Here is a 24,064-nt window from a genome sequence, read left to right on the forward strand (position 1 = left end):
GCTTTGCCCCCGTTGTGTAGCGGCCTAGCACGCCGCCCTCTCAAGGCGGTAGCGCCGGTTCGAATCCGGTCGGGGGTACAGATCCTTCCCGCGAGATCTCTTGGGTCGCACCCGGACGTCTCGAAGCAGGATCGCTAGGGCCCCCGTTGTGTAGCGGCCTAGCACGCCGCCCTCTCAAGGCGGTAGCGCCGGTTCGAATCCGGTCGGGGGTACTGGTCTGGTCTAGACCATTTTGGGCTATAGTGTAATTGGCAACACGAGGGTTTCTGGTTCCCTTATTCTAGGTTCGAGTCCTGGTAGCCCAGCGCAGTAACAGCAGCACCAGCTAGCCCCCGTTGTGTAGCGGCCTAGCACGCCGCCCTCTCAAGGCGGTAGCGCCGGTTCGAATCCGGTCGGGGGTACGCATCGAAGAGGCCCTCCGCGTTCATCGCGGAGGGCCTCTTTCGTATGTGCCGGCGCGCAGGTAAGTGCGGGCCCGAAGGCGCGTGTCAGGACGTGTGCGGCGTCGTACGCGCCCCCGGACCCGGGGGATGGGCGGGGGGAAGAGGCCCTGCGGGCCGAAAGGGGCTCAGCCGGAGCGGCGCAGGGCCTCCGTGAGCCGTGCGGCCGCGTCGATGACGGCCTGCGCGTGCATCCGGCCCGGGTGGCGGGTCAGCCGCTCGATCGGTCCGGAGACCGATACGGAGGCCACCACGCGGTTCGACGGCCCGCGCACCGGCGCCGACACGGAGGCCACACCGGGCTCCCGCTCGCCGATCGACTGCGCCCAGCCGCGACGCCGGACGCCCGAGAGCGCCGTCGCCGTGAAGCGTGCGCCCTGAAGACCGCGGTGGAGCCGCTCGGGCTCCTCCCAGGCCATCAGGATCTGCGCGGCCGAACCGGCCTTCATCGGAAGCGTCGAGCCCACCGGGACGGTGTCCCGAAGACCCGACAGCCGCTCCGCGGCCGCCACGCAGATGCGCATGTCTCCCTGACGGCGGTAGAGCTGCGCGCTCTCTCCCGTCACGTCACGGAGGTGGGTGAGTACCGGTCCCGCCGTGGCCAGCAGGCGGTCCTCGCCGGCCGCGGCGGCGAGCTCCGCCAGCCGCGGTCCGAGGATGAACCGGCCCTGCATGTCCCTCGCCACCATCCGGTGGTGTTCCAGTGCCACGGCAAGGCGATGTGCCGTGGGTCGTGCGAGCCCTGTCGCCGCGACCAGCCCGGCGAGGGTGGCCGGACCGGACTCCAGTGCGCTCAATACCAGAGCTGCCTTGTCGAGAACGCCGACGCCGCTAGAGTTGTCCATGAAACGATATTCGCGTCTCACACTGTGAAACGCAAGTTCAATTTTTCCAAGAACCAGCGAGTCTGTATGTGCGGGTCCACGAACCACTGGGTCCGAGCCGTCGTCCGGGACGTGGGGTACGGGCGGCACGGCGCACAAGATCTCTATGAAGCGCCGGCACAACCGGCCGGCCGGAGGGAAAGCGATGGGTAGGACACTCGCGGAGAAGGTCTGGGACGACCATGTCGTCCGGCGCGCCGAAGGCGAGCCCGACCTCCTCTTCATCGATCTGCACCTGCTGCACGAGGTGACCAGCCCGCAGGCCTTCGAAGGACTGCGTCAGGCCGGCCGCAAGGTCCGACGCCTCGACCTCACCATCGCGACCGAGGACCACAACACCCCCACCATCGACATCGACAAGCCGATCGCGGACCCGGTCTCCCGCGCCCAGCTGGAGACGCTGCGGGCGAACTGCGCCGAGTTCGGCGTGCGCCTGCACTCGCTGGGTGACGTCGAGCAGGGCGTCGTCCACGTCGTGGGGCCGCAGCTGGGTCTGACTCAGCCCGGCACCACCGTGGTCTGCGGCGACTCGCACACCTCCACGCACGGCGCCTTCGGCGCGCTGGCCTTCGGCATCGGTACGAGCCAGGTCGAGCACGTGCTGGCCACCCAGACGCTGCCGCTGGCCCGCCCGAAGACGATGGCGATCACCGTCACCGGCGCGCTGGCCGAGGGCGTCACCGCGAAGGACCTGATCCTGGCGATCATCGCCAGGATCGGCACCGGCGGCGGCCAGGGCTACATCCTGGAGTACCGGGGCGAGGCCATCGAGAAGCTGTCGATGGAAGCCCGCATGACCATCTGCAACATGTCGATCGAGGCCGGTGCCCGCGCGGGCATGATCGCCCCTGATCAGACCACCTTCGACTACCTGCAGGGCCGTGACCACGCCCCCACGGACAAGGACTGGGACGCGGCGGTCGAGTACTGGAAGACCCTGCGCACGGACGACGACGCGGTCTTCGACGCGGAGGTCGTCATCGACGCTGCCGCGCTGTCCCCCTTCGTCACCTGGGGCACCAACCCGGGCCAGGGCGCGCCGCTGTCGGCCCACGTCCCCGACCCGGCTTCGTACGAGGACGCTTCGGAGCGCCTGGCCGCCGAAAAGGCCCTGGAGTACATGGGGTTGACCGCCGGACAGCCGCTGCGGGACATCAAGGTCGACACCGTCTTCGTAGGTTCCTGCACCAACGGCCGCATCGAGGACCTGCGCGCCGTCGCCGGCATCATCGAGGGCCGCAAAGTCGCCGACGGCGTACGGATGCTGGTCGTCCCGGGCTCGGTCCGGGTCGCCCTGCAGGCCGTGGAAGAGGGTCTGGACAAGGTCTTCAAGGAGGCCGGCGCCGAGTGGCGGCACGCGGGCTGTTCGATGTGTCTGGGCATGAACCCCGACCAACTGGCTCCCGGTGAACGCTCCGCGTCCACCTCCAACCGCAACTTCGAGGGCCGGCAGGGCAAGGGCGGGCGCACCCACCTGGTCTCCCCGCAGGTGGCCGCCGCCACCGCGGTGCTGGGCCATCTGGCCTCGCCCGCCGACCTGTCCGCCGCCGACGCGACCGCCGGAGTCTGAACCATGGAAGCCTTCACCACCCACACCGGCCGGGCCGTCCCGCTGCGCCGCAGCAACGTCGACACCGACCAGATCATCCCGGCCCACTGGCTGAAGAAGATCACCCGCGACGGGTTCGAGGACGGGCTCTTCGAGGCCTGGCGCAAGGACCCGGAGTTCGTCACGAACCGCCCGGAGCGCGCCGGTGCGACCGTCCTGGTCGCCGGCCCCGACTTCGGTACGGGGTCCTCGCGCGAACACGCCGTCTGGGCCCTGCAGAACTTCGGCTTCAAGACGGTCATCTCCTCCCGCTTCGCCGACATCTTCCGCGGGAACTCGCTGAAGAACGGTCTGCTGACCGTCGTCCTCCCGCAGGAGACCGTCGAGCAGCTCTGGAAGCTGACGGAGGCCGACCCGACCGCCGAGATCACGGTCGACCTGGTCGACCGCCAGGTGCGAGCGGAAGGCGTCGTCGCGGAGTTCGAACTCGACGACAACGCCCGCTGGCGTCTGCTGGAGGGCCTGGACGACATCTCGCTCACCCTTCAGAACGAAGCGGACATCGCCACGTACGAAAGCGCCCGACCCACCTTCAAGCCGCGCACGATTCAGGCCTGATTCCTGCCTGATCAGCGCTTATTCACCTTCGGGTGATCACATGGACAACACTGTGCCCCCCGCCCTCCGGCGGGGGGCACAGCCGTTTGTTGAGGCCCCGTGAGGCGACAACTCGCCCCAGATGGCACAATCTGTGCATGGAACGCGACAGTCAACTCGAGCTCTACGAACTCGTCGCGGACCGGTTGAAAGAAGCACACACACGGGTGCGCTCACTGCAAGTCCCGGAGGGCGTAAGGATGGCGCTGTCCCGGAAGCTGTTGGTCGTCACGGCCGCGGCGAAGCATGATCTCGCCGATGCGGCAAGGCGCCTGGACAGGTTGATGAAGGACCTCGACGAGGGTCGATTCCCTGAAGGCGACTGATGCGAAGGAACTCCGTAACGGCCTACAGCGTTGCGGCACTAGGGTGATTAGCCCGTTTCGTGTTTGATTTGCGGTATATATCCGCCTAACGTGCGAAATAAGCTTGAACACATTCGTTCTGGCGAAGTCTCCGAAGGGGAAGACGTGAACAAGGCGCAGCTCGTAGAAGCGATTGCCGACAAGCTGGGCGGCCGCCAGCAGGCCGCGGACGCTGTCGACGCGGTACTGGACGCGATCGTCCGCGCTACCGTCGCGGGCGACCGGGTCTCGGTCACGGGCTTCGGCTCGTTCGAGAAGGTCGACCGTCCGGCCCGTTACGCCCGCAACCCGCAGACGGGGGAGCGCGTCCGGGTCAAGAAGACCTCTGTGCCCCGCTTCCGTGCCGGCCAGGGCTTCAAAGACCTGGTCAGCGGCACCAAGAAGCTCCCCAAGGGCGGCGAGGTCTCCGTGAAGAAGGCGCCCAAGGGCAGCCTTACGGGTGGTGCCTCCGCGACGGTCAAGAAGGCCGCGGCGAAGAAGGCCACCACCGCCAAGAAGGCCGCGGCAAAGACCACGGTCGCAAAGAAGGTCGTGGCCAAGAAGGCCACGGCGACCGTCAAGAAGGCGGCGGTGAAGAGCACCGCCACGGCCAAGAAGGCCACCGCGGCCGCGAAGAAGACCACCGCCGCGGCCAAGAAGACCACGGCCGCCGCGAAGAAGACCACCGCCGCGGCGAAGAAGACCGCGCCGGCGGCCAAGAAGGTCACCGCAGCGACGAAGGCGCCCGCCAAGAAGACGGCGACGCGCAAGGCCACCGCGAAGAAGACCACCGCCCGCAAGAAGTAGGGGCACGCGTCACACAGGCCGGGCCGGCTTTCCCCATGTGGGGGAGCCGGCCCGCGGTGCGTTCGGCGCGCCGGCGAGCCCCGCACGGGGCCGCGGCGGCCGTGTGTCAGAACGTCTGCAGCGTCACCAGGGTGATCCGCAGGCTCGCGCCCGCGCCGTCCGTCTCGATCCGGACCCGCTGCCCGGGCCGCAGCAGCCGCAGGCCGCCCGCGTCGAAGGCCGGGGCCTCGAAGGGCACCGGAGTGCCGTCGTCCAGCAGCACACTGCCGCTGCGGGTCTGGGAGTCGTACGTGTACGCGGTCGCCTGCATACGGGCACTGTATCGGGCGGTGTGGCGCCCCACGCCGAGGGTGAGCGCGGTGCGCAGATCGGCCGCCGTGTCCACGTCCCGGCGCACGCTGTCGACGTCCGACAGGGCGATTTCCACCGCTCCCGAGGCCGAATGTCTGGCCCGTGACGGCCCGCCGAAGGAGGGGGCCAATTCCACGTCCGGAGCGGCGGAAAGCAGGGTCGTCCCGATTCCGGCCGCATCCGCCAGAAATGCCCGCGGAAATACCGAAGCGTTTTCGAGCACGCGTTGCAATTCCGGGGGCCGGAGCGCCGGCAGGTCGGCGTTCAGCGCGGCCACCGCGGCGCGCGGCCGACCCGACCGCGCCGCCCGCGCCCCGTGGTCCAGGGCCGCGTTGAGCCCGGCCGCCGGGACGTCCGGGACGATCCGCGCCCCGAGCCGTGCCAGTTCCGCACCGGCCGCGGCGTCGTCCGTGACGACCACCACATCCGCGACCGCCGCGCAGGCCAGGGCCCCCGCGACGGTGTCCTGGGCGAAGGCCAGGGCAAGGCCCGGACGCGAGGCGCCCACGGCCCGCGCGAGACGGCTCTTCGCCACCGCCAGAGGCTTCAGCGGGACCACCAGACTCCAGACGGCGTTCGTGACGGACCCCTTCCCTCCGGTGCGCTCCGGCACATCCTTCGGCCATGGTCAGGTCACGGCCGGGTCATGTGTCGGCCCATTGTCGCCTCCGCCCGGGCAACCCGGGAGTCCGGCGGGGTGAGCGGGGCGTACGGTGTTCTCGACAGAGACCGGGCGTGGGGTGACACTTGTCCGGCCGACGAGGTGCCCAAGCCGCGCACCGGTCCTAGAGGAAGGTGTCCGAGTGTCCCGCCGCAGAATCGGCTTCTGGTACCGCCTGGCGGCGGTCATCGCAAAACCGCCGCTGGTAGTGCTCTTCAAGCGGGACTGGCGGGGAATGGAGCACATTCCGGCCGAGGGCGGCTTTATCACCGCCGTCAATCACAACTCGTATCTGGACCCGCTCTCGTACGCGCACTTCCAGTACAACACCGGCCGGGTGCCCCGATTGCTGGCCAAGGCCGCCCTCTTCAAGGTCCCTATTGTCGGGTCGATCCTGCACGGCAGCGGGCAGATCCCCGTCTACCGGGAGTCCACCAACGCCCTGGACGCATTCAGGGCCGCCGTGGACGCCATCGAGCGCGGCGAATGCGTGGCCTTTTACCCGGAGGGCACCCTCACCCGTGACCCCGGCATGTGGCCGATGGCCGGCAAGACCGGCGCCGCCCGCGTGGCGCTGATCACGAGGGCCCCCGTCATTCCCGTGGCCCAGTGGGGCGCGAACCTCGCGATGCCGCCCTACGCCAAGGAGAACAAGGTCCGGCTCTTCCCGCGCAAGACCCTCCAGGTGCTCGCCGGACCGCCGGTGGACCTCTCCGCCTTCTACGACCGGGAACCCACCCCGGAGGTCCTCCGGGAGGTCACCGAGGTCATCATGGCGGCCATCACCGCGCTGCTGGAGGAGGTGCGCGGCGAGACCGCGCCCGGGCAGCCGTACGACCATCGCAACGCCAGGGCGGAACAGCGGCGCAAGGCCGCAGGGGAGGGCAACAAGTGACACGTCCCGTGAAGGCGACCGTCTTCGGAACAGGCTCCTGGGGCACGGCCTTCGCCATCGTCCTCGCCGACGCCGGCTGCGAGGTGACGCTGTGGGGCCGCCGCCAGGAGGTGGTCGACGCCATCAACACCGGCCGGACCAACCCGGACTACTTCCCCGGCGTCGAACTCCCCGCGAACCTCCGGGCCACCACCGACCCGGCCGCGGCCGCGGCCGGCGCCGACTTCACCGTCCTCGCCGTCCCGTCCCAGACCCTGCGCGAGAACCTCGCCGCGTGGGCGCCCCTGCTGGCCCCCGACACCGTGCTCGTCTCCCTGATGAAGGGCATCGAACTCGGCACCGCCAAGCGGATGAGCGAGGTCATCGAGGAGGTGGCCAAGGTCCCCGCCCAGCGCATCGCCGTGGTCACCGGCCCCAACCTGGCCGCCGAGATCGCCGCCCGCCAGCCCGCCGCCTCCGTCGTCGCCTGCGTGGACGAGAGCGTGGCCCAGCGCCTCCAGGCCGCCTGCCACACCCCGTACTTCCGTCCGTACACGAGCACCGACGTCACCGGCTGCGAGCTCGGCGGCGCCGTCAAGAACGTCATCGGCCTCGCCGTCGGCATCGCGGACGGCATGGGCCTGGGCGACAACACCAAGGGCTCGCTCATCACCCGCGGACTCGCCGAAGCGACCCGCCTCGGCGTGGCGATGGGCGCCGACCCGCTCACCTTCTCCGGCCTCGCGGGCCTCGGCGACCTGGTCGCCACCTGCTCCTCGCCGCTCTCCCGGAACCACACCTTCGGCACCAACCTCGGCCGCGGGATGACCCTGGAAGAGACCATCGCGGTCACCAAGCAGACCGCCGAGGGAGTCAAGTCCTGCCAGTCCGTGGCGGATCTGGCCCGCCGGCACGGGGTGGACATGCCCATCACCGACACGGTGGTGGACATCGTCCACCACGGCAAGCCGACCCTGGTCGCGCTCAAGGACCTCATGGGACGCAGTGCCAAACCGGAACGTCGCTAACTCCGTTTCGGACGCTTGAGCGGGTACTCTCGTGGCGATATGAGCAGCGAGAACCTCCCCCAGACCCCTGAGCAGCAGGGCCGCAAGCCCCGCGTGGCCGTCGTGTTCGGCGGCCGCAGCTCGGAACACGCCATCTCGGTCGTCACGGCGGGCGCCGTGCTGCGCTCCATCGACCGCTCCAAGTACGAGGTGCTGCCCATCGGCATCACCACGGACGGCCGATGGGCGCTGACCGCCGACGAGCCCGAGCGGATGGCCATCGCCGACCGCAAGCTCCCGAGTGTCGAGGAGCTCGCCGACTCCGAGGACGGCGCCGTCGTGCTCTCGGTCGACCCCGCCAGCCGCCAGGTCGTCTACACCGAACCGGGCGCCGTCCCCAAGGCCCTGGGCGAGGTCGACGTCGTCTTCCCCGTCCTGCACGGCCCGTACGGCGAGGACGGCACCCTCCAGGGCCTCCTGGAGCTCTCCGGCATCCCGTACGTCGGCTCCGGCGTCCTCGCCTCGGCCGTCGGCCAGGACAAGGACTACATGAAGCGGGTGTTCACGTCCTTCGGGCTGCGCGTCGGCCCGTACGTGACCATCCGCCCCCGCGAGTGGGAGGCCGACCGGGAGGCGGCCACGGGCAAGATCCTGGACTTCGCCGCCGAGCACGGCTGGCCGCTGTTCATCAAGCCCGCCCGGGCCGGCTCCTCCATCGGCATCACCAAGGTCGACGACGCCTCCGGCCTGGACGCCGCGGTCAAGGAGGCCCGTCGCCACGACCCGAAGATCATCGTGGAGGCGCTGCTGCGCGGCCGCGAGATCGAGTGCGGGGTCCTGGAGTTCGAGGACGGGCCGCGCGCGAGCGTCCCCGCCGAGATCCCGCCGGTGTCCAGCCACGACTTCTACGACTTCGAGGCGAAGTACATCGACTCCGCCTCCGGGATCGTGCCCGCCCCGCTCACCCCGGAGCAGACCGCCGAGGTGCAGCGGCTCGCGATCGAGGCCTTCGAGGCGGCCTCCTGCGAGGGCCTGGTGCGCGCCGACTTCTTCCTCACCGAGGACGGCGAGTTCGTCATCAACGAGATCAACACGATGCCGGGCTTCACCCCGATCTCCATGTACCCGCTGATGTGGCAGAAGACGGGCATCGAGTACCCGGAGCTGGTGGACAGCCTCATCCAGGCGGCCCTGCGCCGCTCCACCGGCCTGCGCTGACAGTCGTCCGAAAAGCCGACCGCCCGCCGACCGCCTTCGAAGGCGGTCGGCGGGCGGCGGTGTGCTCGGTACCCCGTACGCGGTACGCGCAGCGCGGTACTCAGTAGGAGGCGATGCCCTCGGGCACGGTCGCGGTGATGGCCGTGGACAGGCCGACCAGCATCCCCGCGTCCGTGGCATGCTCCTTGTCGACCTGGACCTCGGTGTAGGCCAGCCGCAGCCCGGTGGTGAACCGGAACCCCCCGCCGGAACCCTCGTCGAGCTTCTCCAGCAGCCAGGCCACTCCGTTCACGTGGACGCCCTCCTGCTTCGGATCGAGCATCTTGGGGGGCTTGGGGATACCGCACCGCAGTACGATCGCCGAGCCGCCCCACGCGGCCGTCAGATCGGACTCCGGTTCGGTTCTGGTCCGCGCCAGGCCGGCCACCGTCTCCGGGAGCTCCTTGTGCAGTGCCGCACAGAGTCCCGCGACGGCGGCGGGCGGCGTGGGCGGTGGGTCCACCCGGGCTTCGGATCCGCCCGGGGAGCACGCCGCGGTGGCCAGGACGGCCATCGAGGCGGGCAGGGCGGACAGGGCGCGGACACGCAGGGGCCGGTGGTGGAGGGACATCACCGGCCAAGAGTAGACGGGGGCTACAGATGGACCACCGGGCAGGTCAAGGTGCGGGTGATCCCCTCCACCTGCTGGACCTTGGCGACGACCATACGGCCGAGGTCGTCCACGGTGTCGGCCTGGGCGCGCACGATCACGTCGTACGGGCCCGTCACGTCTTCGGCCTGGATCACCCCCGGGATCTGGCCGATGGACTCGGCGACGAACGACGCCTTGCCCACTTCGGTCTGGATAAGGATGTACGCCTGTACCACGGAACCTCCAGGGCGGCCACGAGGATCATTTCCCCTAACCTTCGGGTGGGCCCCACACGATTGAACGGGCCGGGGGAAGAAGGGACGCCACGGTACCGCGTCGCCGTGCGCCGCGGGGAGACCCGCGGGCCCGGCGCCACGCACAGCGGGGCGTACGGAGAGCAGAAGTTGACGTATCTGTTGACGGTACCCAGAGCTGAGACGGCTCGCGACCGCAAGCGGACTGGGCAAGAAGGGGCACAGCGATGAAGGGCACTGTCGGCGAGCTGGGGGAGTTCGGGCTGATCAGGGAGCTCACCTCACGGCTCACCACCACCCCGGCGGTCCGGCTCGGGCCGGGCGACGACGCCGCGGTGGTGTCCGCCCCCGACCGGCGGGTCGTGGCGAGCACCGACATCCTGCTGGAGGGCCGGCACTTCCGGCGCGACTGGTCCACGGCCTACGACGTCGGCCGCAAGGCCGCCGCGCAGAACCTCGCCGACATCGCCGCCATGGGCGCGGTGCCGACCGCGCTGCTGCTCGGCCTCGTCGTCCCCGCCGAACTCCCGGTCACCTGGCCCACCGAGCTGATGGACGGGATCCGCGACGAGTGCCAGGTCGCCGGCGCGGCCGTGGTCGGCGGGGACGTCGTCCGCGGGGACGTCATCACCGTCGCCATCACCGCCCTCGGCGACCTGCGCAACCACGAGCCCGTCCTGCGCTCCGGCGCCCAGCCCGGCGACGTCGTCGCCGTCACCGGCTGGCTCGGCTGGTCCGCGGCCGGCTTCGCCGTGCTCTCGCGCGGCTTCCGCTCCCCGCGGGCCTTCGTCGAGGCGCACCGGCGCCCCGAGCCGCCGTACCACGCGGGCCCCGCCGCCGCCGGACTCGGCGCCACCGCCATGACCGACGTCAGCGACGGCCTGATCGCCGACCTCGGGCACATCGCCGACGCCAGCAAGGTACGGATCGACCTGCGCTCGGCGGCCGTCGACATCCCGACCCAGATGCACGACATCGGGCAGGCCGTCGGCGTGGACCCGCTGCAGTGGGTGCTCACCGGGGGAGAGGACCACGCGATCGTGGCGACCTTCCCGCCCGACGTGAAGCTTCCCGCCCGCTGGAAGGTCATCGGCGAGGTGCTCAACCGCTCCGCGCTGCCCCAGGTGACCGTCGACGGCGCGCCCTGGACCAGCACCGGCGGCTGGGACCACTTCGGGGCCGACCCGGCCGCCCAGGACGGCACGCCGTGAGCTCCGCCCCGCCGCTGTGCCTGACCGTCGCCGGATCCGACTCCGGCGGCGGCGCGGGCATCCAGGCCGACCTCAAGACCATGCTGGCGCTCGGGGTCCACGGCATGAGCGTGGTGACCGCCGTGACGGCGCAGAACTCGCTCGGGGTACGGGGAGTCTGGGAACTGCCCGCCGAGGCCGTCACGGCCCAGTACCGGGCCGTCGTGGACGACATCGGGGTCCAGGCCGTGAAGACCGGGATGCTCTCCTCCGCCGCCCTGGTGGAGACGGTGGCCGCGCTGCTGGCGGACACCCGGGCCCCGGCCGTCGTGGACCCCGTCGGGGTCTCCAAGCACGGGGACGCGCTGCTCGCCGCCTCGGCGCTGGACGCCGTACGCAAGGAGCTGCTGCCGCGGGCCACGGTGGCCACCCCCAACCTGGACGAGGTGGCCCAGCTCACGGGTGTGGTGGTGGAGACCGAGGACGACATGCGGCGGGCCGCCGACGCGATCCTCGGCCACGGGCCGCGGTGGGCGCTGATCAAGGGCGGACATCTCGCGGCGCACGGCCACGAGGCGGTGGACCTGCTCACCGACGGCACCGAGGAGCGCTGGCTGCGCGCCCCGCGTCACGACAACCGGCACACCCACGGCACCGGCTGCACCCTCGCCAGCGCGATCGCGGCGGGCCTGGCCAGGGGACTGACCGTCCCGGAGGCCGTCACGGCCGCCAAGGAGTACGTCACGGGCGCCATCGCCGCCGGCTTCGCGCTCGGCGGGGGCATCGGCCCGGTGGATCACGCCTGGCAGTGGCGCTGAACCCGCTGCGACAGCCCGGCCGGCCCTCCGGCCGGGCCCCCGGACAAGGCAAAAGGCCGGTTCACCAGAGGTGAACCGGCCTTTTTGGCAACCGGAAAGGGCTGCGCTACGACGGGAGGCGTCAGCGCGAGACCTTGCCGGCCTTGATGCACGAGGTGCAGGCGTTGAGGCGCTTCGGCGTCCCATTGACCACGGCACGGACGCGCTGGATGTTCGGGTTCCAGCGACGCGAGGTGCGGCGGTGCGAGTGGGAGATGTTGTTGCCGAAGCTCGGCCCCTTGGCGCAAACGTCGCAGTTGGCAGCCACAGGTCACTCCAAGACTTCAGATGCAATTACAGTGAAACCGGCGCACCGGATTCAGAGATCTGAAGTGGTTTGCCGGGGGAATGGCCCGACTCTCGCCGGGCAACCGGAGCAGCATACAACGACTGCGTCCGTCCAAGAAAACTACCATGGCCGCCGCTGCCCCCGCCCCGCGGTCCCGACGCCCGGGCGGTCCTTCGTTACCCTGCGGTGAACCCTGGCCCGCACAAGGAGGAACGCCCGGTGCCGCACGAGTCGCAGCCGCAGCACCCTGACGAGCTCGACGCCGAAGCGGTGCGCACCTGGAGCTCCCTGGCCCTGGCCGCACTGGGCCGGGCCCGCGAGGACATCGACGCGATCAACGTCTACCCGGTCGCCGACGCGGACACCGGCACCAACCTCTACCTCACCGCCGAATCGGCCGACCGCGGCCTCGCCGAGGCCTTCCCCGAGGTGACCGACGGCACAGGGCGGACCTCCCTGGCCGAGGCCGTACGGGCCTGGGCGCACGGAGCCCTGGTGGGAGCCCGCGGGAACTCCGGGACGATCCTGGCGCAGCTGCTGCGTGGAGTGGCCGACGTACTCGGCGACGAGCCGGCCGGGCCGGCCGAGCGGGGGCAGCAGGCCGGAGCGGGCCCCGGCGGGCTGCTGGCCCGCGCGCTCACCCGGGCCGCGGAGGAGGCGTACGCGGCCGTCGCGCACCCGGTGGAGGGCACCATGCTCACCGTCGCCGGCGCCGCCGCCCGGGCCGGCGAGGCGGCCGGAGCCGCCGCCGGGACCGCGGCCGAGGTGGCCCGGGCCGCCTACGACGGGGCCCGCGCCGCCCTGGCCGAGACCCCCGGGCAGCTCGCCGCGCTGGGCCGGGCCGGAGTGGTCGACGCCGGGGGCTGCGGGCTGGTCGTCGTCTTCGGCGCCCTGTGGCAGGCACTGTCCGGCCAGGAGGCGGCCGCCGAACCCGTACGCGGCCGCGCGGTGCCCGTACCGCAGTCGCCGGACCCCTGCGCGCAGGAGGAGGAGGGGCCCGCGTACGAGGTGATCTACCTGCTGGAGGCCTCCGAGGCGGCCGTCGGCGAACTGCGCGAACGTCTCGACGGACTCGGCGACTCACTGGTCGTGGTCGGCGGCGACGGACTGTGGAACGTCCACGTCCACGTCGACGACCCCGGCGCGGCCGTGGAGGCCGGAGTCGTGGCCGGACGGCCCTACCGGATACGGATCACCCACTTCGGGGACGAGCGCCGCCGGGCGCGGGGCGAGCGCGCCCAGCGAGCCGTGGTCGCCGTCGTCCCCGGCGAGGGACTGGCCGGGCTGTGCGGGGAGGCGGGAGCGACCACCGTGCTCGTACGCCCCGGGGAGCCGCCGGCCGTGGCCGAACTGATCGACGCACTCCGCCGCGCGCACGCCCGTGAGGTGGTGCTGCTGCCGGGCGGCGCCGAACTGCGCGCCGTCGCGGCCGCGGCGGCCGAACAGGCCCGCGCCGAGGGCGTACGGGTGGCCGTGATCCCCACCCGCTCCGCGGTCCAGGGCCTGGCCGCCCTCGCCGTGCACGACCCCGAGGGCAGCTTCGACGAGGACGTGGTCGCCATGACGGCGGCGGCCGGCGCCACCCGGTACGGGGAACTGGCCGTCGCCGAACGGCAGTCCTTCACCTCGGCCGGCATCTGCCAGGCCGGCGACGTGCTCGGCCTCATCGACGGGGACGTCGCGGTGATCGGCTCGGGCCTGGCCGAGACCGCCGAGGCCGTCCTGGACCGGATGCTGGGCTCCGGCGGCGAACTCGTCACCCTGGTCCTGGGACCCGACGTACCGGACGCCGTCGCCGAGCGCCTGGAGGCCTACGTCCAGCAGGGTCACCTCGCCGTGGACACCGTCACCTACCGGGGCGGCCGGTACTCGGCGCCGCTCCTGGTCGGGGTGGAATAGCGGGCTTGTCAGCGCCATGGTGTGCAATGGAACACGTGCCCGCGCTCGACGAAGACCTCAAGAAGACGCTCGGTCCCGCCACCGCCAAGGTGCTGGCCGAGCAGCTCGGCCTGCACACGGCCCTGGACCTGCTCCACCACTACCCGCGGCGGTACGCCGAGCGCGGTGAGCTGACCTCGCTGGCCGAGCTCGCCGACCAGATCGACGAGCACGTGACCGTCGTCGCGCAGGTCGCCGACGCCCGGATCCTGACCTTCAACGGGGGCCGCGGCAAGCGTCTGGAGGTGACCATCACCGACGGCAGCGGCCGCCTCCAGCTGGTCTTCTTCGGCTCCGGCGTCCACAAGCCGCACAAGGACCTGCTGCCCGGCAGCCGCGCGATGTTCGCCGGCAAGGTCTCCAAGTTCAACCACAAGCTCCAGCTCGCGCACCCGGCCTACGAGCCGCTCGGCGGCGACGCCTCCGACCGGGACGCCGCGGCCGCCTTCGCCGGTCAGCTCATCCCGATCTACCCGGCCTGCGCCAAACTGGAGTCCTGGAAGATCGCCAAGTGCGTGGACGCGGTGCTGCCCAGCGCCCAGGACGCCGTGGACCCGCTGCCGCCCGCCCTGCGCGAGGGCCGCGGACTGGTCCCTCTCACCGAGGCACTGCTGAAGATCCACCGACCGGGCACCAAGGCCGACATCGAGGACGCCCGCCAGCGCCTCAAGTGGGACGAGGCCTTCGTCCTCCAGGTCGCCCTGGCCCGCCGCCGGCACGCCGACTCCCAGCTCCCGGCCGTCCCGCGCCGCCCGGTCCCCGGCGGCCTGCTCGACTCCTTCGACGCGAAACTGCCCTTCACCCTCACCCAGGGCCAGCAGACCGTCTCCAAGGAGATCTTCGACGACCTGGCCACCGAACACCCCATGCACCGCCTCCTCCAGGGAGAGGTCGGCTCGGGCAAGACGCTGGTGGCGCTGCGGGCGATGCTCGCCGTCGTGGACAGCGGCGGGCAGGCGGCCATGCTCGCGCCCACCGAGGTGCTCGCACAGCAGCACCACCGCTCCATCACCGAGATGATGGGCGAACTGGCCGAGGGGGGCATGCTCGGCGGCTCCGACCGGGGCACCAAGGTGGTGCTGCTCACCGGCTCCATGGGGATGCCCGCGCGCCGCCAGGCCCTCCTCGACCTGGTCACCGGCGAGGCCGGGATCGTGATCGGCACGCACGCGCTGATCGAGGACAAGGTGCAGTTCCACGACCTCGGCCTGGTCGTCGTGGACGAGCAGCACCGCTTCGGGGTGGAGCAGCGCGACGCGCTGCGGTCCAAGGGGAAGCAGCCCCCGCACCTGCTGGTGATGACGGCGACCCCGATCCCGCGCACGGTCGCCATGACCGTCTTCGGCGACCTGGAGACCTCCGTCCTCGACCAGCTGCCGGCCGGGCGCTCCCCGATCGCGACGCACGTGGTGCCCTCGAAGGACAAGCCGCACTTCCTCGCGCGGGCCTGGGAGCGGGTGCGCGAGGAGGTCGAGAAGGGGCACCAGGCGTATGTGGTCTGCCCCCGCATCGGCGACGGGGAGGACGAACCCAGGAAGAAGTCCGCCGAGGACGACGGCGACAAGCGGCCGCCGCTCGCGGTCGTGGAGATCGCCGAGCAGCTCACGCGCGGACCGCTGGCCGGGATGGCCGTCGAGGTGCTGCACGGCCGGATGGACCCGGCCGACAAGGACGACGTCATGCGCCGGTTCGCCGCCGGCGAGGTCAAGGTGCTGGTCGCCACCACCGTCATCGAGGTCGGGGTGAACGTCCCCAACTCCACCGTCATGGTGATCATGGACGCGGACCGGTTCGGCGTCTCCCAGCTCCACCAGCTCCGCGGCCGCGTCGGCCGGGGCTCCGCGCCCGGTCTGTGCCTGCTGGTCAGCGAGATGCACGAGGCCAGCCCCGCCCGGGCCCGGCTGGCCGCCGTCGCCGCCACCCTCGACGGCTTCGAACTCTCCCGGATCGACCTGGAACAGCGCCGCGAGGGCGATGTGCTCGGCCAGGCCCAGTCCGGAGTGCGCTCCTCGCTGCGCATGCTCGCCGTCATCGAGGACGAGGAGGTCATCGCGCAGGCGCGGGAGGAGGCCACCCGCGTCGTCGCCGAGGACCCCGCGCTGGAGCGCCTGCCGGGCCTGCGGACCGCGCTGGACGCCCTGCTCGACACCGAGCGCGAGCAGTACCTGGAGAAGGGCTGAGCGGCACGACCTATCGTTGGAGTGCCGCGGCGACGCCGGGGCACGCCCCTACCGCCGTACCGAAGGACCCCAGATGACCCGCGTGATCGCCGGCAGCGCCGGCGGGCGACGGCTGGCCGTGCCCCCGGGCACCGGCACCCGTCCGACCTCGGACCGGATGCGCGAAGGCCTCTTCTCGACCTGGGAGTCGCTGCACGGCGTCGGAGGGGCCCGGGTGCTCGACCTGTACGGCGGCTCCGGCGCCGTCGGCCTGGAATCGCTCTCCCGAGGCGCCGCCCACACCCTGCTCGTCGAGGCCGAGGCCAAGGCCGCCAAGGCGATCCGGGACAACATCCGGACGCTGGGCCTGCCCGGCGCGGAGTTCCGCGCGGGCAAGGCCGAGCAGATCGTGGCGGCCAGGGCCGCGGGGGACCCGTACGACATCGTCTTCCTGGATCCGCCGTACGCCGTGGACAGCGCGGAACTGCGGGAGATCCTCCTCACACTCCGGTCCAATGGCTGGATCACGGACGATGCGCTCGTCACCGTGGAGCGCAGCACCAGGAGCGGTGCCTTCCCGTGGCCCGAGGGCTTCGAGCCGCTCCGGTCGCGCAAGTACGGCGAGGGCACCCTTTGGTACGGCCGCGCCGCTTTCACCAGCGAAGACTCATGAACGAGGGAGTTCAGTTGCGCCGCGCCGTCTGTCCGGGGTCCTTCGATCCCATCACCAACGGACACCTCGACATCATCGGACGCGCCTCCAGGCTCTACGACGTCGTGCACGTCGCCGTGATGATCAACCAGTCGAAGCAGGGCCTGTTCACCGTCGAGGAGCGGATCGAGCTGATCCGCGAGGCCACGGCCGACTACGGCAACATCCAGGTCGAGGCCTTCCACGGCCTGCTCGTCGACTTCTGCAAGCAGCGGGACATCCCGGCCATCGTCAAGGGCCTGCGCGCGGTCAGCGACTTCGACTACGAGCTCCAGATGGCCCAGATGAACATGGGCCTGTCGGGCGTCGAGACGCTGTTCGTCCCGACCAACCCCACCTACAGCTTCCTGTCCTCCTCGCTGGTCAAGGAGGTCGCGGCCTGGGGCGGCGACGTCGCCCACCTGCTGCCGGCGCACGTCCACGCGGCGCTCCTGGAGCGGCTGCGCAACCGCTGACCGACTGACAGGACGTCAGGCGGTGTCGGGGGCCAGCCCGCTGGCCTTACAGTCGTCCCGTCCGTCTCAGGAACCGCCTGAGGCCGAGAGAGTGCGAGCCCCCATGGACGTGCAGAAGAAGCTCGACGAGATCGTCGCGGCCGTCGGCGGCGCCCGGTCCATGCCCATGTCGGCCTCCTGCGTGATCAACCGCGCCGAGCTGCTGGAGCAGCTCGAAGAGGTGCGCCAGGCGCTGCCCGGCTCGCTCGCGCAGGCTCAGGAGCTCATCGGCGGCCGGGAGCAGATGGTCGAGGAGGCCCGCCGGGAGGCGGAGCGGATCATCGACGCGGCCCACAACCAGCGCGGTTCGCTGATCTCCGACACCGAGATCGCGCGGCGCTCCCAGGCCGAGGCGGACCGGATCGTGGAGGAGGCCCGCCGGGAGGCCGAGGAGATCCGGGCCGAGGCCGACGACTACGTGGACAGCAAGCTCGCGAACTTCGAGGTCGTGCTGACCAAGACCATCGGCTCGGTGGACCGCGGCCGGGAGAAGCTCCTGGGCCGCGGCCCGGGTCTGGACGAGCACGGCTACCCGGACATGGACGCACCCGAGCGCAGCCACGACCCAGAGACGCAGCGGCAGCAGGCGGACGCCTACGTGGACACCAAGCTGGCGACCTTCGAGGCGGTGCTCTCCAAGACCCTGGAGGCAGTCGGCCGCGGCCGCCAGAAGCTCCTGGGCCGGGTCCCCACGGACGACCTCGGCGTGCACATGGCCGCCCAGGACGCGGTGGGCGGACAGCAGTCCCGCTCGGCGAGCGACTCGGACTTCCTGGCGGGCCTGGCGGAGCCGGAGCCGCTGCACGCGCAGACGCCGATCCCGGCGCAGGCGGAGCCCGTGTACGACACGTACGGCTACCAGCAGCCGGCCCAGCCCGCCGCCCAGCAGCAGGACGCGTACTCCTACCAGGACCCGTACGGCGGCTACCAGCAGCAGCCGGACCCGTACTCCACCGCGGGCGGCTCCACCGGAGCGGCCTACGCGGCGCACTACGACGCGCAGCAGCCCGACCCCTATGCCGCGTACCAGCCGCAGGCCCAGCAGCCCTCGCTCGACGAGACCAGCCTCTTCGACACGAGCATGATCAACCTGGACCAGCTGCGTCAGTACGAACAGGGGCGTTAGACCGGATTGGGCGCTGGGCGCCGCTGCGGGTATCCTGGCTGTTCGGTCGCGCGTATGCACCGCGATCCATGCTGCCCTAGTGCGGCGGAATCTTTGATCTTCAGCGATCTGTGAAAGCAGGAACGGCCCTGAATACCCGCCTCGACCACCGCAACCCCCTCGTGTTCGACACGCACGAGCTGGGCCGGCGTCCTGGTGCCATGCAGCGGCTGTCCCGTGAGATCGCGGCACCGGCGGACTTCGGTCTCGTCGGCGTCATCGGAGTGCCGGAAGGCGCCCCGGTGAAGCTCAGCCTCCGCCTGGAGTCGGTCATGGAAGGGGTGCTTGTCACAGGCACCGCCCGTGCGTCGGCCGTAGGGGAGTGCGTAAGGTGTCTGGAGTCCGTCGAGCGCGAGCTCAAGGCGGACTTCCAGGAGATGTTCTCGTACCCTGACGCCGACGACCGGAGCCGCTCCAAGGCGGAACCGGCCGACGACGCCGAGGACGACGAGGACACGCTCTTCCTCGAGGACGGTTTGTTCGACCTCGAACCCGTGCTGCGGGATGTGGTGGTGCTCGCACTGCCCATGCAGCCGGTGTGCCGGGAGGACTGTCTCGGACTGTGCCCCGATTGCGGGCTCAGCCTGAACGACGACCCGGACCACCACCATGACGCCGTCGACATCCGTTGGGCGGCATTGCAAGGACTCGTCGTGACCGATCAGGACGACGAGAAGGACAACATGAGCGGCACTGCCTCTGACGGAGTTCAGGGCGCCGCCGAGAAGCAGGAGAAGTAGCCGTGGCTGTTCCGAAGCGGAAGATGTCGCGCAGCAACACGCGCCACCGCCGGTCGCAGTGGAAGGCTGCGGTCCCCACCCTGGTTTCGTGCGAGCGTTGCCAGGAGCCGAAGCTCCAGCACATTGCGTGCCCGAGCTGCGGCACCTACAACAAGCGCCAGGTCCTCGAGGTCTGAGCGGCTGGTGAGAGGCGCAATGTCTGAGCTGTCCAACGCTGAGAAGCAGGCAGACAGTAACAACGCGGCCTCGTCCCACACGCTTCTGGAAGGGCGGCTCGGGTACCACCTCGAGTCCGCCCTTCTGGTGCGTGCGCTGACCCACCGCTCGTACGCGTACGAGAACGGCGGTCTGCCCACCAACGAACGCCTGGAGTTCCTCGGGGACTCCGTGCTGGGCCTGGTGGTCACGGACACGCTGTACACGACCCACCCGGATCTCCCCGAAGGCCAGCTGGCCAAGCTTCGGGCCGCGGTGGTCAACTCGCGCGCACTGGCGGAGGTCGGACGCGGCCTCGAACTCGGCTCCTTCATCCGGCTCGGCCGGGGCGAAGAGGGCACGGGAGGCCGGGACAAGGCCTCCATCCTCGCCGACACCCTTGAAGCGGTGATCGGCGCGGTTTACCTCGATCAGGGCCTCGACGCGGCCTCGGAGCTGGTTCACCGGCTCTTCGACCCGCTCATCGAGAAGTCCTCGAACCTCGGGGCCGGCCTGGACTGGAAGACCAGTCTCCAGGAACTCACGGCGGCCGAAGGCCTTGGCGTGCCCGAGTACCTGGTCTCCGAGACCGGTCCGGACCACGAGAAGACCTTCACTGCTGCCGCTCGCGTCGGTGGTGTCTCGTACGGCACCGGCACCGGCCGCAGCAAGAAGGAAGCGGAACAGCAGGCCGCGGAGTCCGCATGGCGCGGAATCCGTGCCGCCGCGGACGAGCGGACGGCGGCCGCGGCAGCTGCCGCAACCGCCGGTCCGGCCGAGGTCCCGGCTTCGGCCGGGACCGAGAACGGCGGGGTGCCGACGCCCGCCGACTCGGCGCCGGACGCCTGACCCTTCCTTCGGGACGTACCCGCCCGCCCCTGCCTCGCAGGGGCGGGCGGCTGCCGTTTCCGGCGGCCGGTACGCTCGCCGGGAGCGTCAGATCCACTCCCACCGGAGGTGCCCCGTGCCCGAGTTGCCCGAAGTAGAAGTCGTGCGGCGGGGGCTGGAGCGCTGGGTGGCGGGGCGGACCGTCGAGGCCGTCGAGATCCTGCATCCGCGGGCCGTCCGGCGCCATCCGGGCGGCGGGGCCGACTTCGCGGCGCGGCTGCGCGGGGAGACCGTCGGGGCGGCGCAGCGGCGCGGGAAGTACCTGTGGCTGCCGCTGGAAGGCCGGGACCTGTCCGTGCTCGGACACCTCGGGATGAGCGGGCAGCTGCTGGTGCAGCCGCAGGACGCCCCCGACGAGAAGCACCTGCGGATCCGGGTGCGCTTCGACGACGACGCCGGGACGGAGCTGCGCTTCGTGGACCAGCGGACCTTCGGCGGCCTCTCGCTGCACGAGGTCGCCGCCGACAGCACCGACGGGCTGCCCGACGTGATCGCGCACATCGCGCGCGACCCCCTGGACCCGCTGTTCGACGAGGGTGCCTACCATCTCGCGCTGCGCGCCAAGCGGACCACCGTCAAGCGGGCGCTGCTGGACCAGTCCCTGATCAGCGGGGTCGGCAACATCTACGCGGACGAGGCGCTGTGGCGCGCCAAGCTGCACTACGAGCGCCCCACCGCGGGCCTCACGCGCCCCCGGAGCGCGGAACTCCTCGGCCATGCCCGGGACGTCATGAACGCCGCCCTCGCGGTCGGCGGCACCAGTTTCGACAGCCTGTACGTCAACGTGAACGGGGAGTCGGGCTACTTCGACCGTTCGCTCGACGCCTACGGGCGTGAGGACGAACCCTGCCGGCGCTGCGGTACGCCGATACGGCGCCGGCCGTGGATGAACCGGTCGAGCTACTTCTGCCCGCGCTGTCAGAGGCCGCCGCGCGTGGCGTCGTAGGACTGCCGGGCGCCCAGCACCGCCGGCATGTTCCCCTCCAGGCAGTGGATGAGTGCGAGCAGCCGGTCCGCGACCTCGACGCCGAGCGGGGTCAGTTCGTAGTCGACGCGCGGCGGGTTCGTGGGCTGCGCCTCGCGGTTGACTATGCCGTCGCGTTCCAGCGCGTGCAGGGTCTGGGAGAGCATCTTCTCGCTGACGCCCTCCACCCGGCGGCGCAGCTCGTTGAAACGGCACGGGCCTTCGCGCAGGGCGCCGACGGTGAGGCTGCCCCAGCGGCCGGTGACGTGTTCGAGGGTTTCCCGGGACGGGCAGGCGCGCGCGAAGACATCGAACGGTTGCGCTGTCTCGGCGGCTTCGGTACAGGCAGGGGTCTCCATGAGGCCAGCGTACTCGCCCGCAGCGCTTACTCGGGGGTTGCGCTTTCTAAAAGTTAGTGATTCTCTTTCTCTCGTCGCACCACGTCCTGTGCCGCGACGAGAGTTTTCCCGAGGGAGAGATCAGCCTTGTCCGCAATCACGCACACCCCCGTCGTCTCGATCGCCTACCACTCCGGCTACGGCCACACCGCCGTCGTCGCCGAGGCGGTCCGCAGTGGCGCCGTGGACGCCGGGGCGACCGTCCATCTGATCAAGGTCGACGAGATCGACGACGCCCAGTGGGAGCTCCTCGACGCCTCCGACGCGATCGTCTTCGGCTCCCCGACGTACATGGGCACCGCCTCCGGCGCCTTCCACGTCTTCGCCGAGGCCTCCTCGAAGCGCTGGTTCGGTGACGCCTGGCAGGACAAGGTGGCGGCCGGCTTCACGAACTCCGCGTCCAAGAGCGGCGACAAGCTGCACACCCTGCAGTTCTTCCAGATCCTGGCCGCGCAGCACGGCATGAGCTGGATCAACCTGGGCCTGAAGCCGGGCTGGAACTCCAGCACGGCGTCCGAGAACGACCTGAACCGTCTCGGCTTCTTCTCCGGAGCCGCCGCCCAGACCAACTCCGACGAGGGTGCGGACGCGGTCCACAAGGCCGACATCGCGACCGCCGAGCACCTGGGCCGCCGAGTCACCGAGCAGACCCGCATCGTCATCGCGGGCCGCGCGGCGCTGGCCGCCGCCGCGGTCTGAGCCTCAGAAGCCGAAGTCCTGGGTCCACCAGGGGCCGCCGGCGGCGACCTGGACGCCGACGCCCAGGGTGCGGAACTCGCAGTTGAGGATGTTCGCCTTGTGGTCCGGGCTGTTCATCCAGGCCTTCATCACGGCCTCGGCGTCACCCTGGCCGCGGGCTATGTTCTCGCCGCCGAGGCCTGAGATGCCGGCCTTGGTGGCGCGGTCCCAGGGGCCGTTGCCCTCGGGGTCCTCGTGGCTGAAGAAGCCACGGGTGGCCATGTCCAGGCTGAAGGCCCCGGCCAGCGCCGCGAGCGGCGGATTGGCCCGGACCGGGCCGCATCCGGCCAGCGCGCGCTCCTGGTTCACCAGTTCGACGACGGCGGACTCCTCCGCGGAGTGGCCGTCCAGGGACGGGCGGGGCTCGGTGGTGGCCGGCTTCGAGGGTGCCGGGGCCGGAGTCCGGCTCGTCGTGGCGGGTGCCGGGGCGGTCGGCGCGGCCGGGGCGGCCGGCGCGGCCGGGCTCGTGCGCGGGGCCTTGGGGGACGGGGCCTTGGTGGACGGGGCCGGCGTGGCGGACGGGGAGGGGGATGCGCTCGGCGAGGCGGACGGCGAGGGCGAGGCGCTCGGGGAGCCGCTCGGCGAGGGGGCCGGGGAGGCGGATGCCGACGGGGAGGCCGGGGCCGACGGCTTCGGGGACGCACTGCCCGACCCGGTGCCGGCGGAGGCGCGGCCGGAGAGGTTCACGAGGCCGTTCTGCTGCTGCAGCGCCGCATCGGGGCCGGTCGAGGCCTTGGCCTTGGCTTCCGTGGGGGCGTCCGTACCGCTGACACCCACATAGGGGAAGGAACCGCCGACCGGCACCATGCCGGTGGTGACGGCCGCGGTGCCGAGGGCGACGGCCACGGAGACGCCCAGCAGGCCGGTGCGCAGGGCGGTGCCGCGCTTGCCGCCGCTGTGCGGCGGGGCGGGGAGTCGGTGACGGCCCATCGGAGCGTGCCTTCCTTGCCGGGTCAAGATCATCCCTTACCCACCCAAATGGGTGAGTTCATTGGTGCGCGACTGTACGCCATGGGGCCAGGGGGGCGATGTGTCCCGAAAGTGCACGCCCGGTTAGCGTTCACGCATGAATGAAGATGTCCGTCTGACCGCCTGGGTGCGCGGACGCGTACAGGGAGTGGGCTTCCGCTGGTTCACCAGGGAGAACGCCCTGGAGATCGGCGGGGTCGCCGGCTTTGCGCTCAACCTCGACGACGGGCGAGTGCAGGTGGTCGCCGAAGGTCAACGTGAGAATTGCCACCGGCTGCTCGACTGGTTGCGCTCCTCCGACACGCCCGGCCGGGTGGACGGGGTGACAGAGATCTGGGGCACACCGCGCGGTGGCTACGACGGATTCGGGATGCGGTGACCGATCGACTGATCATGCACTCATCACATCTCTGACCGTCCGCACATGGTCGGAACTGCGCATTCGTCGTCGACGCGTTGCCGACGAGGGCGATCCGTGGAACGCTCGAAGATGAGGATGATCTCCACACCCCTTGCGGGGACCGGGACGCGCGCCGATACGGGGCGTGATCGTGTTGACCGTCAAACTTTTTGGTGAGACGCTGGAAGCCCCGCGCACCTGAGCTGTTTGGCAGTGTTGGCAGTAGCAAGCGCAGTGACTGTCAGTCGCTGTCGGACATCCGCGGGTGCGATTCCCTCACGACCCACACCG

General features: G+C 71.0%; 26 protein-coding genes, 4 tRNA genes and 1 pseudogene. 24 read left to right on the plus strand and 7 right to left on the minus strand.

Going from position 1 to position 24,064, the window contains the following annotated elements:
• Positions 1-5: 5 nt before the first annotated feature.
• From ACFY0D_RS27710 to ACFY0D_RS27725, 4 genes are all read left to right on the plus strand, one after another.
• Positions 6-78 (plus strand) — tRNA-Glu (locus ACFY0D_RS27710).
• 61 nt (positions 79-139) lie between these two features.
• Positions 140-212 (plus strand) — tRNA-Glu (locus tag ACFY0D_RS27715).
• Between the two features lie 21 nt (positions 213-233).
• Positions 234-305: transfer RNA gene (locus tag ACFY0D_RS27720), tRNA-Gln, on the plus strand.
• Positions 306-328: 23 nt separating this feature from the next.
• Positions 329-401, plus strand: a tRNA-Glu gene (locus tag ACFY0D_RS27725).
• A gap of 167 nt (positions 402-568) precedes the next feature.
• Here the strand turns inward: ACFY0D_RS27725 and ndgR are convergent.
• On the minus strand, positions 569-1,285 hold the full coding sequence (gene ndgR / locus ACFY0D_RS27730; protein WP_007266782.1) for an IclR family transcriptional regulator NdgR: 717 nt from the start codon (positions 1,283-1,285) through the stop codon (positions 569-571).
• Between the two features lie 184 nt (positions 1,286-1,469).
• Here ndgR and leuC point away from each other — a divergent pair, with 184 nt between their 5' ends.
• The 4 genes from leuC (at position 1,470) to ACFY0D_RS27750 (ending at position 4,681) form a co-directional block, all read left to right on the plus strand.
• Positions 1,470-2,894 (plus strand): 3-isopropylmalate dehydratase large subunit, encoded by a 1,425-nt coding sequence (gene leuC / locus ACFY0D_RS27735; RefSeq protein ID WP_390800771.1) that lies wholly within the window; start codon positions 1,470-1,472, stop codon positions 2,892-2,894.
• Between the two features lie 3 nt (positions 2,895-2,897).
• A complete protein-coding gene (gene leuD, locus ACFY0D_RS27740; protein ID WP_030386442.1) occupies positions 2,898-3,491 on the plus strand; it encodes a 3-isopropylmalate dehydratase small subunit in 594 nt (197 codons plus the stop codon).
• Between the two features lie 137 nt (positions 3,492-3,628).
• On the plus strand, positions 3,629-3,856 hold the full coding sequence (locus tag ACFY0D_RS27745; protein ID WP_030009267.1) for a hypothetical protein: 228 nt from the start codon (positions 3,629-3,631) through the stop codon (positions 3,854-3,856).
• Between the two features lie 144 nt (positions 3,857-4,000).
• The gene (locus ACFY0D_RS27750) at positions 4,001-4,681 is read left to right on the plus strand and encodes an HU family DNA-binding protein (protein WP_390800772.1); all 681 of its coding nucleotides are present in this window, start codon (positions 4,001-4,003) and stop codon (positions 4,679-4,681) included.
• Positions 4,682-4,994: 313 nt separating this feature from the next.
• On the opposite strand, the pseudogene cofC reads toward ACFY0D_RS27750, so the two are convergent.
• Positions 4,995-5,645 (minus strand): annotated as a pseudogene (gene cofC, locus ACFY0D_RS27755) (2-phospho-L-lactate guanylyltransferase); the annotation flags it as partial.
• Between the two features lie 190 nt (positions 5,646-5,835).
• Here cofC and ACFY0D_RS27760 point away from each other — a divergent pair.
• From ACFY0D_RS27760 to ACFY0D_RS27770, 3 genes are read left to right on the plus strand one after another with little or no spacing between them, the layout of a single operon-like run.
• Positions 5,836-6,588, plus strand: coding sequence for a lysophospholipid acyltransferase family protein (locus ACFY0D_RS27760; protein ID WP_390800773.1), 753 nt, complete (start codon positions 5,836-5,838; stop codon positions 6,586-6,588).
• On the plus strand, positions 6,585-7,595 hold the full coding sequence (locus ACFY0D_RS27765; RefSeq protein WP_390800774.1) for an NAD(P)H-dependent glycerol-3-phosphate dehydrogenase: 1,011 nt from the start codon (positions 6,585-6,587) through the stop codon (positions 7,593-7,595). The genes ACFY0D_RS27760 and ACFY0D_RS27765 overlap by 4 nt, the downstream gene beginning before the upstream one ends.
• 39 nt (positions 7,596-7,634) lie before the next feature.
• Positions 7,635-8,792 carry a D-alanine--D-alanine ligase family protein gene (locus tag ACFY0D_RS27770; RefSeq protein WP_390800775.1) on the plus strand — a complete coding sequence of 386 codons (1,158 nt, stop codon included), beginning with the start codon at positions 7,635-7,637 and terminating at the stop codon, positions 8,790-8,792.
• 100 nt (positions 8,793-8,892) lie between these two features.
• Here ACFY0D_RS27770 and ACFY0D_RS27775 read toward each other — a convergent pair whose 3' ends face one another.
• The gene (locus tag ACFY0D_RS27775; protein ID WP_390800875.1) at positions 8,893-9,402 is read right to left on the minus strand and encodes a DUF3515 family protein; all 510 of its coding nucleotides are present in this window, start codon (positions 9,400-9,402) and stop codon (positions 8,893-8,895) included.
• A gap of 23 nt (positions 9,403-9,425) precedes the next feature.
• Positions 9,426-9,659 (minus strand): Lrp/AsnC family transcriptional regulator, encoded by a 234-nt coding sequence (locus tag ACFY0D_RS27780; RefSeq protein ID WP_030011290.1) that lies wholly within the window; start codon positions 9,657-9,659, stop codon positions 9,426-9,428.
• A 245-nt stretch (positions 9,660-9,904) separates the two neighbouring features.
• Here ACFY0D_RS27780 and ACFY0D_RS27785 point away from each other — a divergent pair, with 245 nt between their 5' ends.
• Both ACFY0D_RS27785 and thiD read left to right on the plus strand, forming a co-directional pair.
• On the plus strand, positions 9,905-10,888 hold the full coding sequence (locus ACFY0D_RS27785) for a thiamine-phosphate kinase (protein ID WP_390800776.1): 984 nt from the start codon (positions 9,905-9,907) through the stop codon (positions 10,886-10,888).
• Positions 10,885-11,685, plus strand: coding sequence for a bifunctional hydroxymethylpyrimidine kinase/phosphomethylpyrimidine kinase (gene thiD, locus ACFY0D_RS27790; protein WP_390800777.1), 801 nt, complete (start codon positions 10,885-10,887; stop codon positions 11,683-11,685). The genes ACFY0D_RS27785 and thiD overlap by 4 nt, the downstream gene beginning before the upstream one ends.
• Before the next feature lie 121 nt (positions 11,686-11,806).
• Here the strand turns inward: thiD and rpmB are convergent, their stop codons facing one another.
• The gene (gene rpmB, locus ACFY0D_RS27795; protein ID WP_007266795.1) at positions 11,807-11,992 is read right to left on the minus strand and encodes a 50S ribosomal protein L28; all 186 of its coding nucleotides are present in this window, start codon (positions 11,990-11,992) and stop codon (positions 11,807-11,809) included.
• A gap of 207 nt (positions 11,993-12,199) precedes the next feature.
• On the opposite strand from rpmB, the gene ACFY0D_RS27800 reads away from it, so the two are divergent.
• From ACFY0D_RS27800 to mutM, 9 genes are all read left to right on the plus strand, one after another.
• Positions 12,200-13,912 carry a DAK2 domain-containing protein gene (locus ACFY0D_RS27800; RefSeq protein WP_390800778.1) on the plus strand — a complete coding sequence of 571 codons (1,713 nt, stop codon included), beginning with the start codon at positions 12,200-12,202 and terminating at the stop codon, positions 13,910-13,912.
• A gap of 26 nt (positions 13,913-13,938) precedes the next feature.
• Positions 13,939-16,131: an ATP-dependent DNA helicase RecG gene (recG, locus tag ACFY0D_RS27805; RefSeq protein WP_390800779.1), complete on the plus strand. Its 2,193-nt coding sequence runs from the start codon at positions 13,939-13,941 to the stop codon at positions 16,129-16,131.
• Between the two features lie 73 nt (positions 16,132-16,204).
• The gene (gene rsmD, locus ACFY0D_RS27810) at positions 16,205-16,783 is read left to right on the plus strand and encodes a 16S rRNA (guanine(966)-N(2))-methyltransferase RsmD (RefSeq protein ID WP_390800780.1); all 579 of its coding nucleotides are present in this window, start codon (positions 16,205-16,207) and stop codon (positions 16,781-16,783) included.
• A gap of 14 nt (positions 16,784-16,797) precedes the next feature.
• Positions 16,798-17,277: a pantetheine-phosphate adenylyltransferase gene (gene coaD, locus ACFY0D_RS27815; RefSeq protein WP_301374460.1), complete on the plus strand. Its 480-nt coding sequence runs from the start codon at positions 16,798-16,800 to the stop codon at positions 17,275-17,277.
• Between the two features lie 103 nt (positions 17,278-17,380).
• Positions 17,381-18,442: a cell division initiation protein gene (locus ACFY0D_RS27820; RefSeq protein WP_390800781.1), complete on the plus strand. Its 1,062-nt coding sequence runs from the start codon at positions 17,381-17,383 to the stop codon at positions 18,440-18,442.
• Between the two features lie 110 nt (positions 18,443-18,552).
• Positions 18,553-19,221, plus strand: coding sequence for a DUF177 domain-containing protein (locus ACFY0D_RS27825; RefSeq protein WP_037884221.1), 669 nt, complete (start codon positions 18,553-18,555; stop codon positions 19,219-19,221).
• A gap of 2 nt (positions 19,222-19,223) precedes the next feature.
• Positions 19,224-19,397, plus strand: a complete 174-nt coding sequence (gene rpmF / locus ACFY0D_RS27830; protein WP_003965982.1) for a 50S ribosomal protein L32 — start codon at positions 19,224-19,226, stop codon at positions 19,395-19,397.
• A gap of 19 nt (positions 19,398-19,416) precedes the next feature.
• Complete coding sequence (rnc, locus tag ACFY0D_RS27835) at positions 19,417-20,265, plus strand: ribonuclease III (protein WP_390800782.1); 849 nt, start codon at positions 19,417-19,419, stop codon at positions 20,263-20,265.
• Between the two features lie 115 nt (positions 20,266-20,380).
• The gene (gene mutM, locus ACFY0D_RS27840; protein WP_390800783.1) at positions 20,381-21,250 is read left to right on the plus strand and encodes a bifunctional DNA-formamidopyrimidine glycosylase/DNA-(apurinic or apyrimidinic site) lyase; all 870 of its coding nucleotides are present in this window, start codon (positions 20,381-20,383) and stop codon (positions 21,248-21,250) included.
• On the opposite strand, the gene ACFY0D_RS27845 is transcribed toward mutM, so the two are convergent.
• Positions 21,223-21,627 (minus strand): winged helix-turn-helix transcriptional regulator, encoded by a 405-nt coding sequence (locus ACFY0D_RS27845; protein ID WP_390800784.1) that lies wholly within the window; start codon positions 21,625-21,627, stop codon positions 21,223-21,225. The two genes, mutM and ACFY0D_RS27845, sit on opposite strands and share 28 nt — an antisense overlap.
• Before the next feature lie 126 nt (positions 21,628-21,753).
• Between ACFY0D_RS27845 and ACFY0D_RS27850 the strand changes: the two genes are divergently transcribed.
• Positions 21,754-22,365 carry a flavodoxin family protein gene (locus ACFY0D_RS27850; protein ID WP_351153667.1) on the plus strand — a complete coding sequence of 204 codons (612 nt, stop codon included), beginning with the start codon at positions 21,754-21,756 and terminating at the stop codon, positions 22,363-22,365.
• Positions 22,366-22,368: 3 nt separating this feature from the next.
• Here ACFY0D_RS27850 and ACFY0D_RS27855 read toward each other — a convergent pair whose 3' ends face one another.
• Positions 22,369-23,334 (minus strand): CAP domain-containing protein, encoded by a 966-nt coding sequence (locus ACFY0D_RS27855; RefSeq protein WP_390800785.1) that lies wholly within the window; start codon positions 23,332-23,334, stop codon positions 22,369-22,371.
• A 136-nt stretch (positions 23,335-23,470) separates the two neighbouring features.
• Here ACFY0D_RS27855 and ACFY0D_RS27860 point away from each other — a divergent pair, with 136 nt between their 5' ends.
• The gene (locus ACFY0D_RS27860) at positions 23,471-23,752 is read left to right on the plus strand and encodes an acylphosphatase (RefSeq protein ID WP_390800786.1); all 282 of its coding nucleotides are present in this window, start codon (positions 23,471-23,473) and stop codon (positions 23,750-23,752) included.
• Positions 23,753-24,064: the final 312 nt, after the last annotated feature.

The organism is Streptomyces sp. NPDC001502 (genome assembly GCF_042894785.1).
Classification (GTDB): domain Bacteria; phylum Actinomycetota; class Actinomycetes; order Streptomycetales; family Streptomycetaceae; genus Streptomyces; species Streptomyces kutzneri.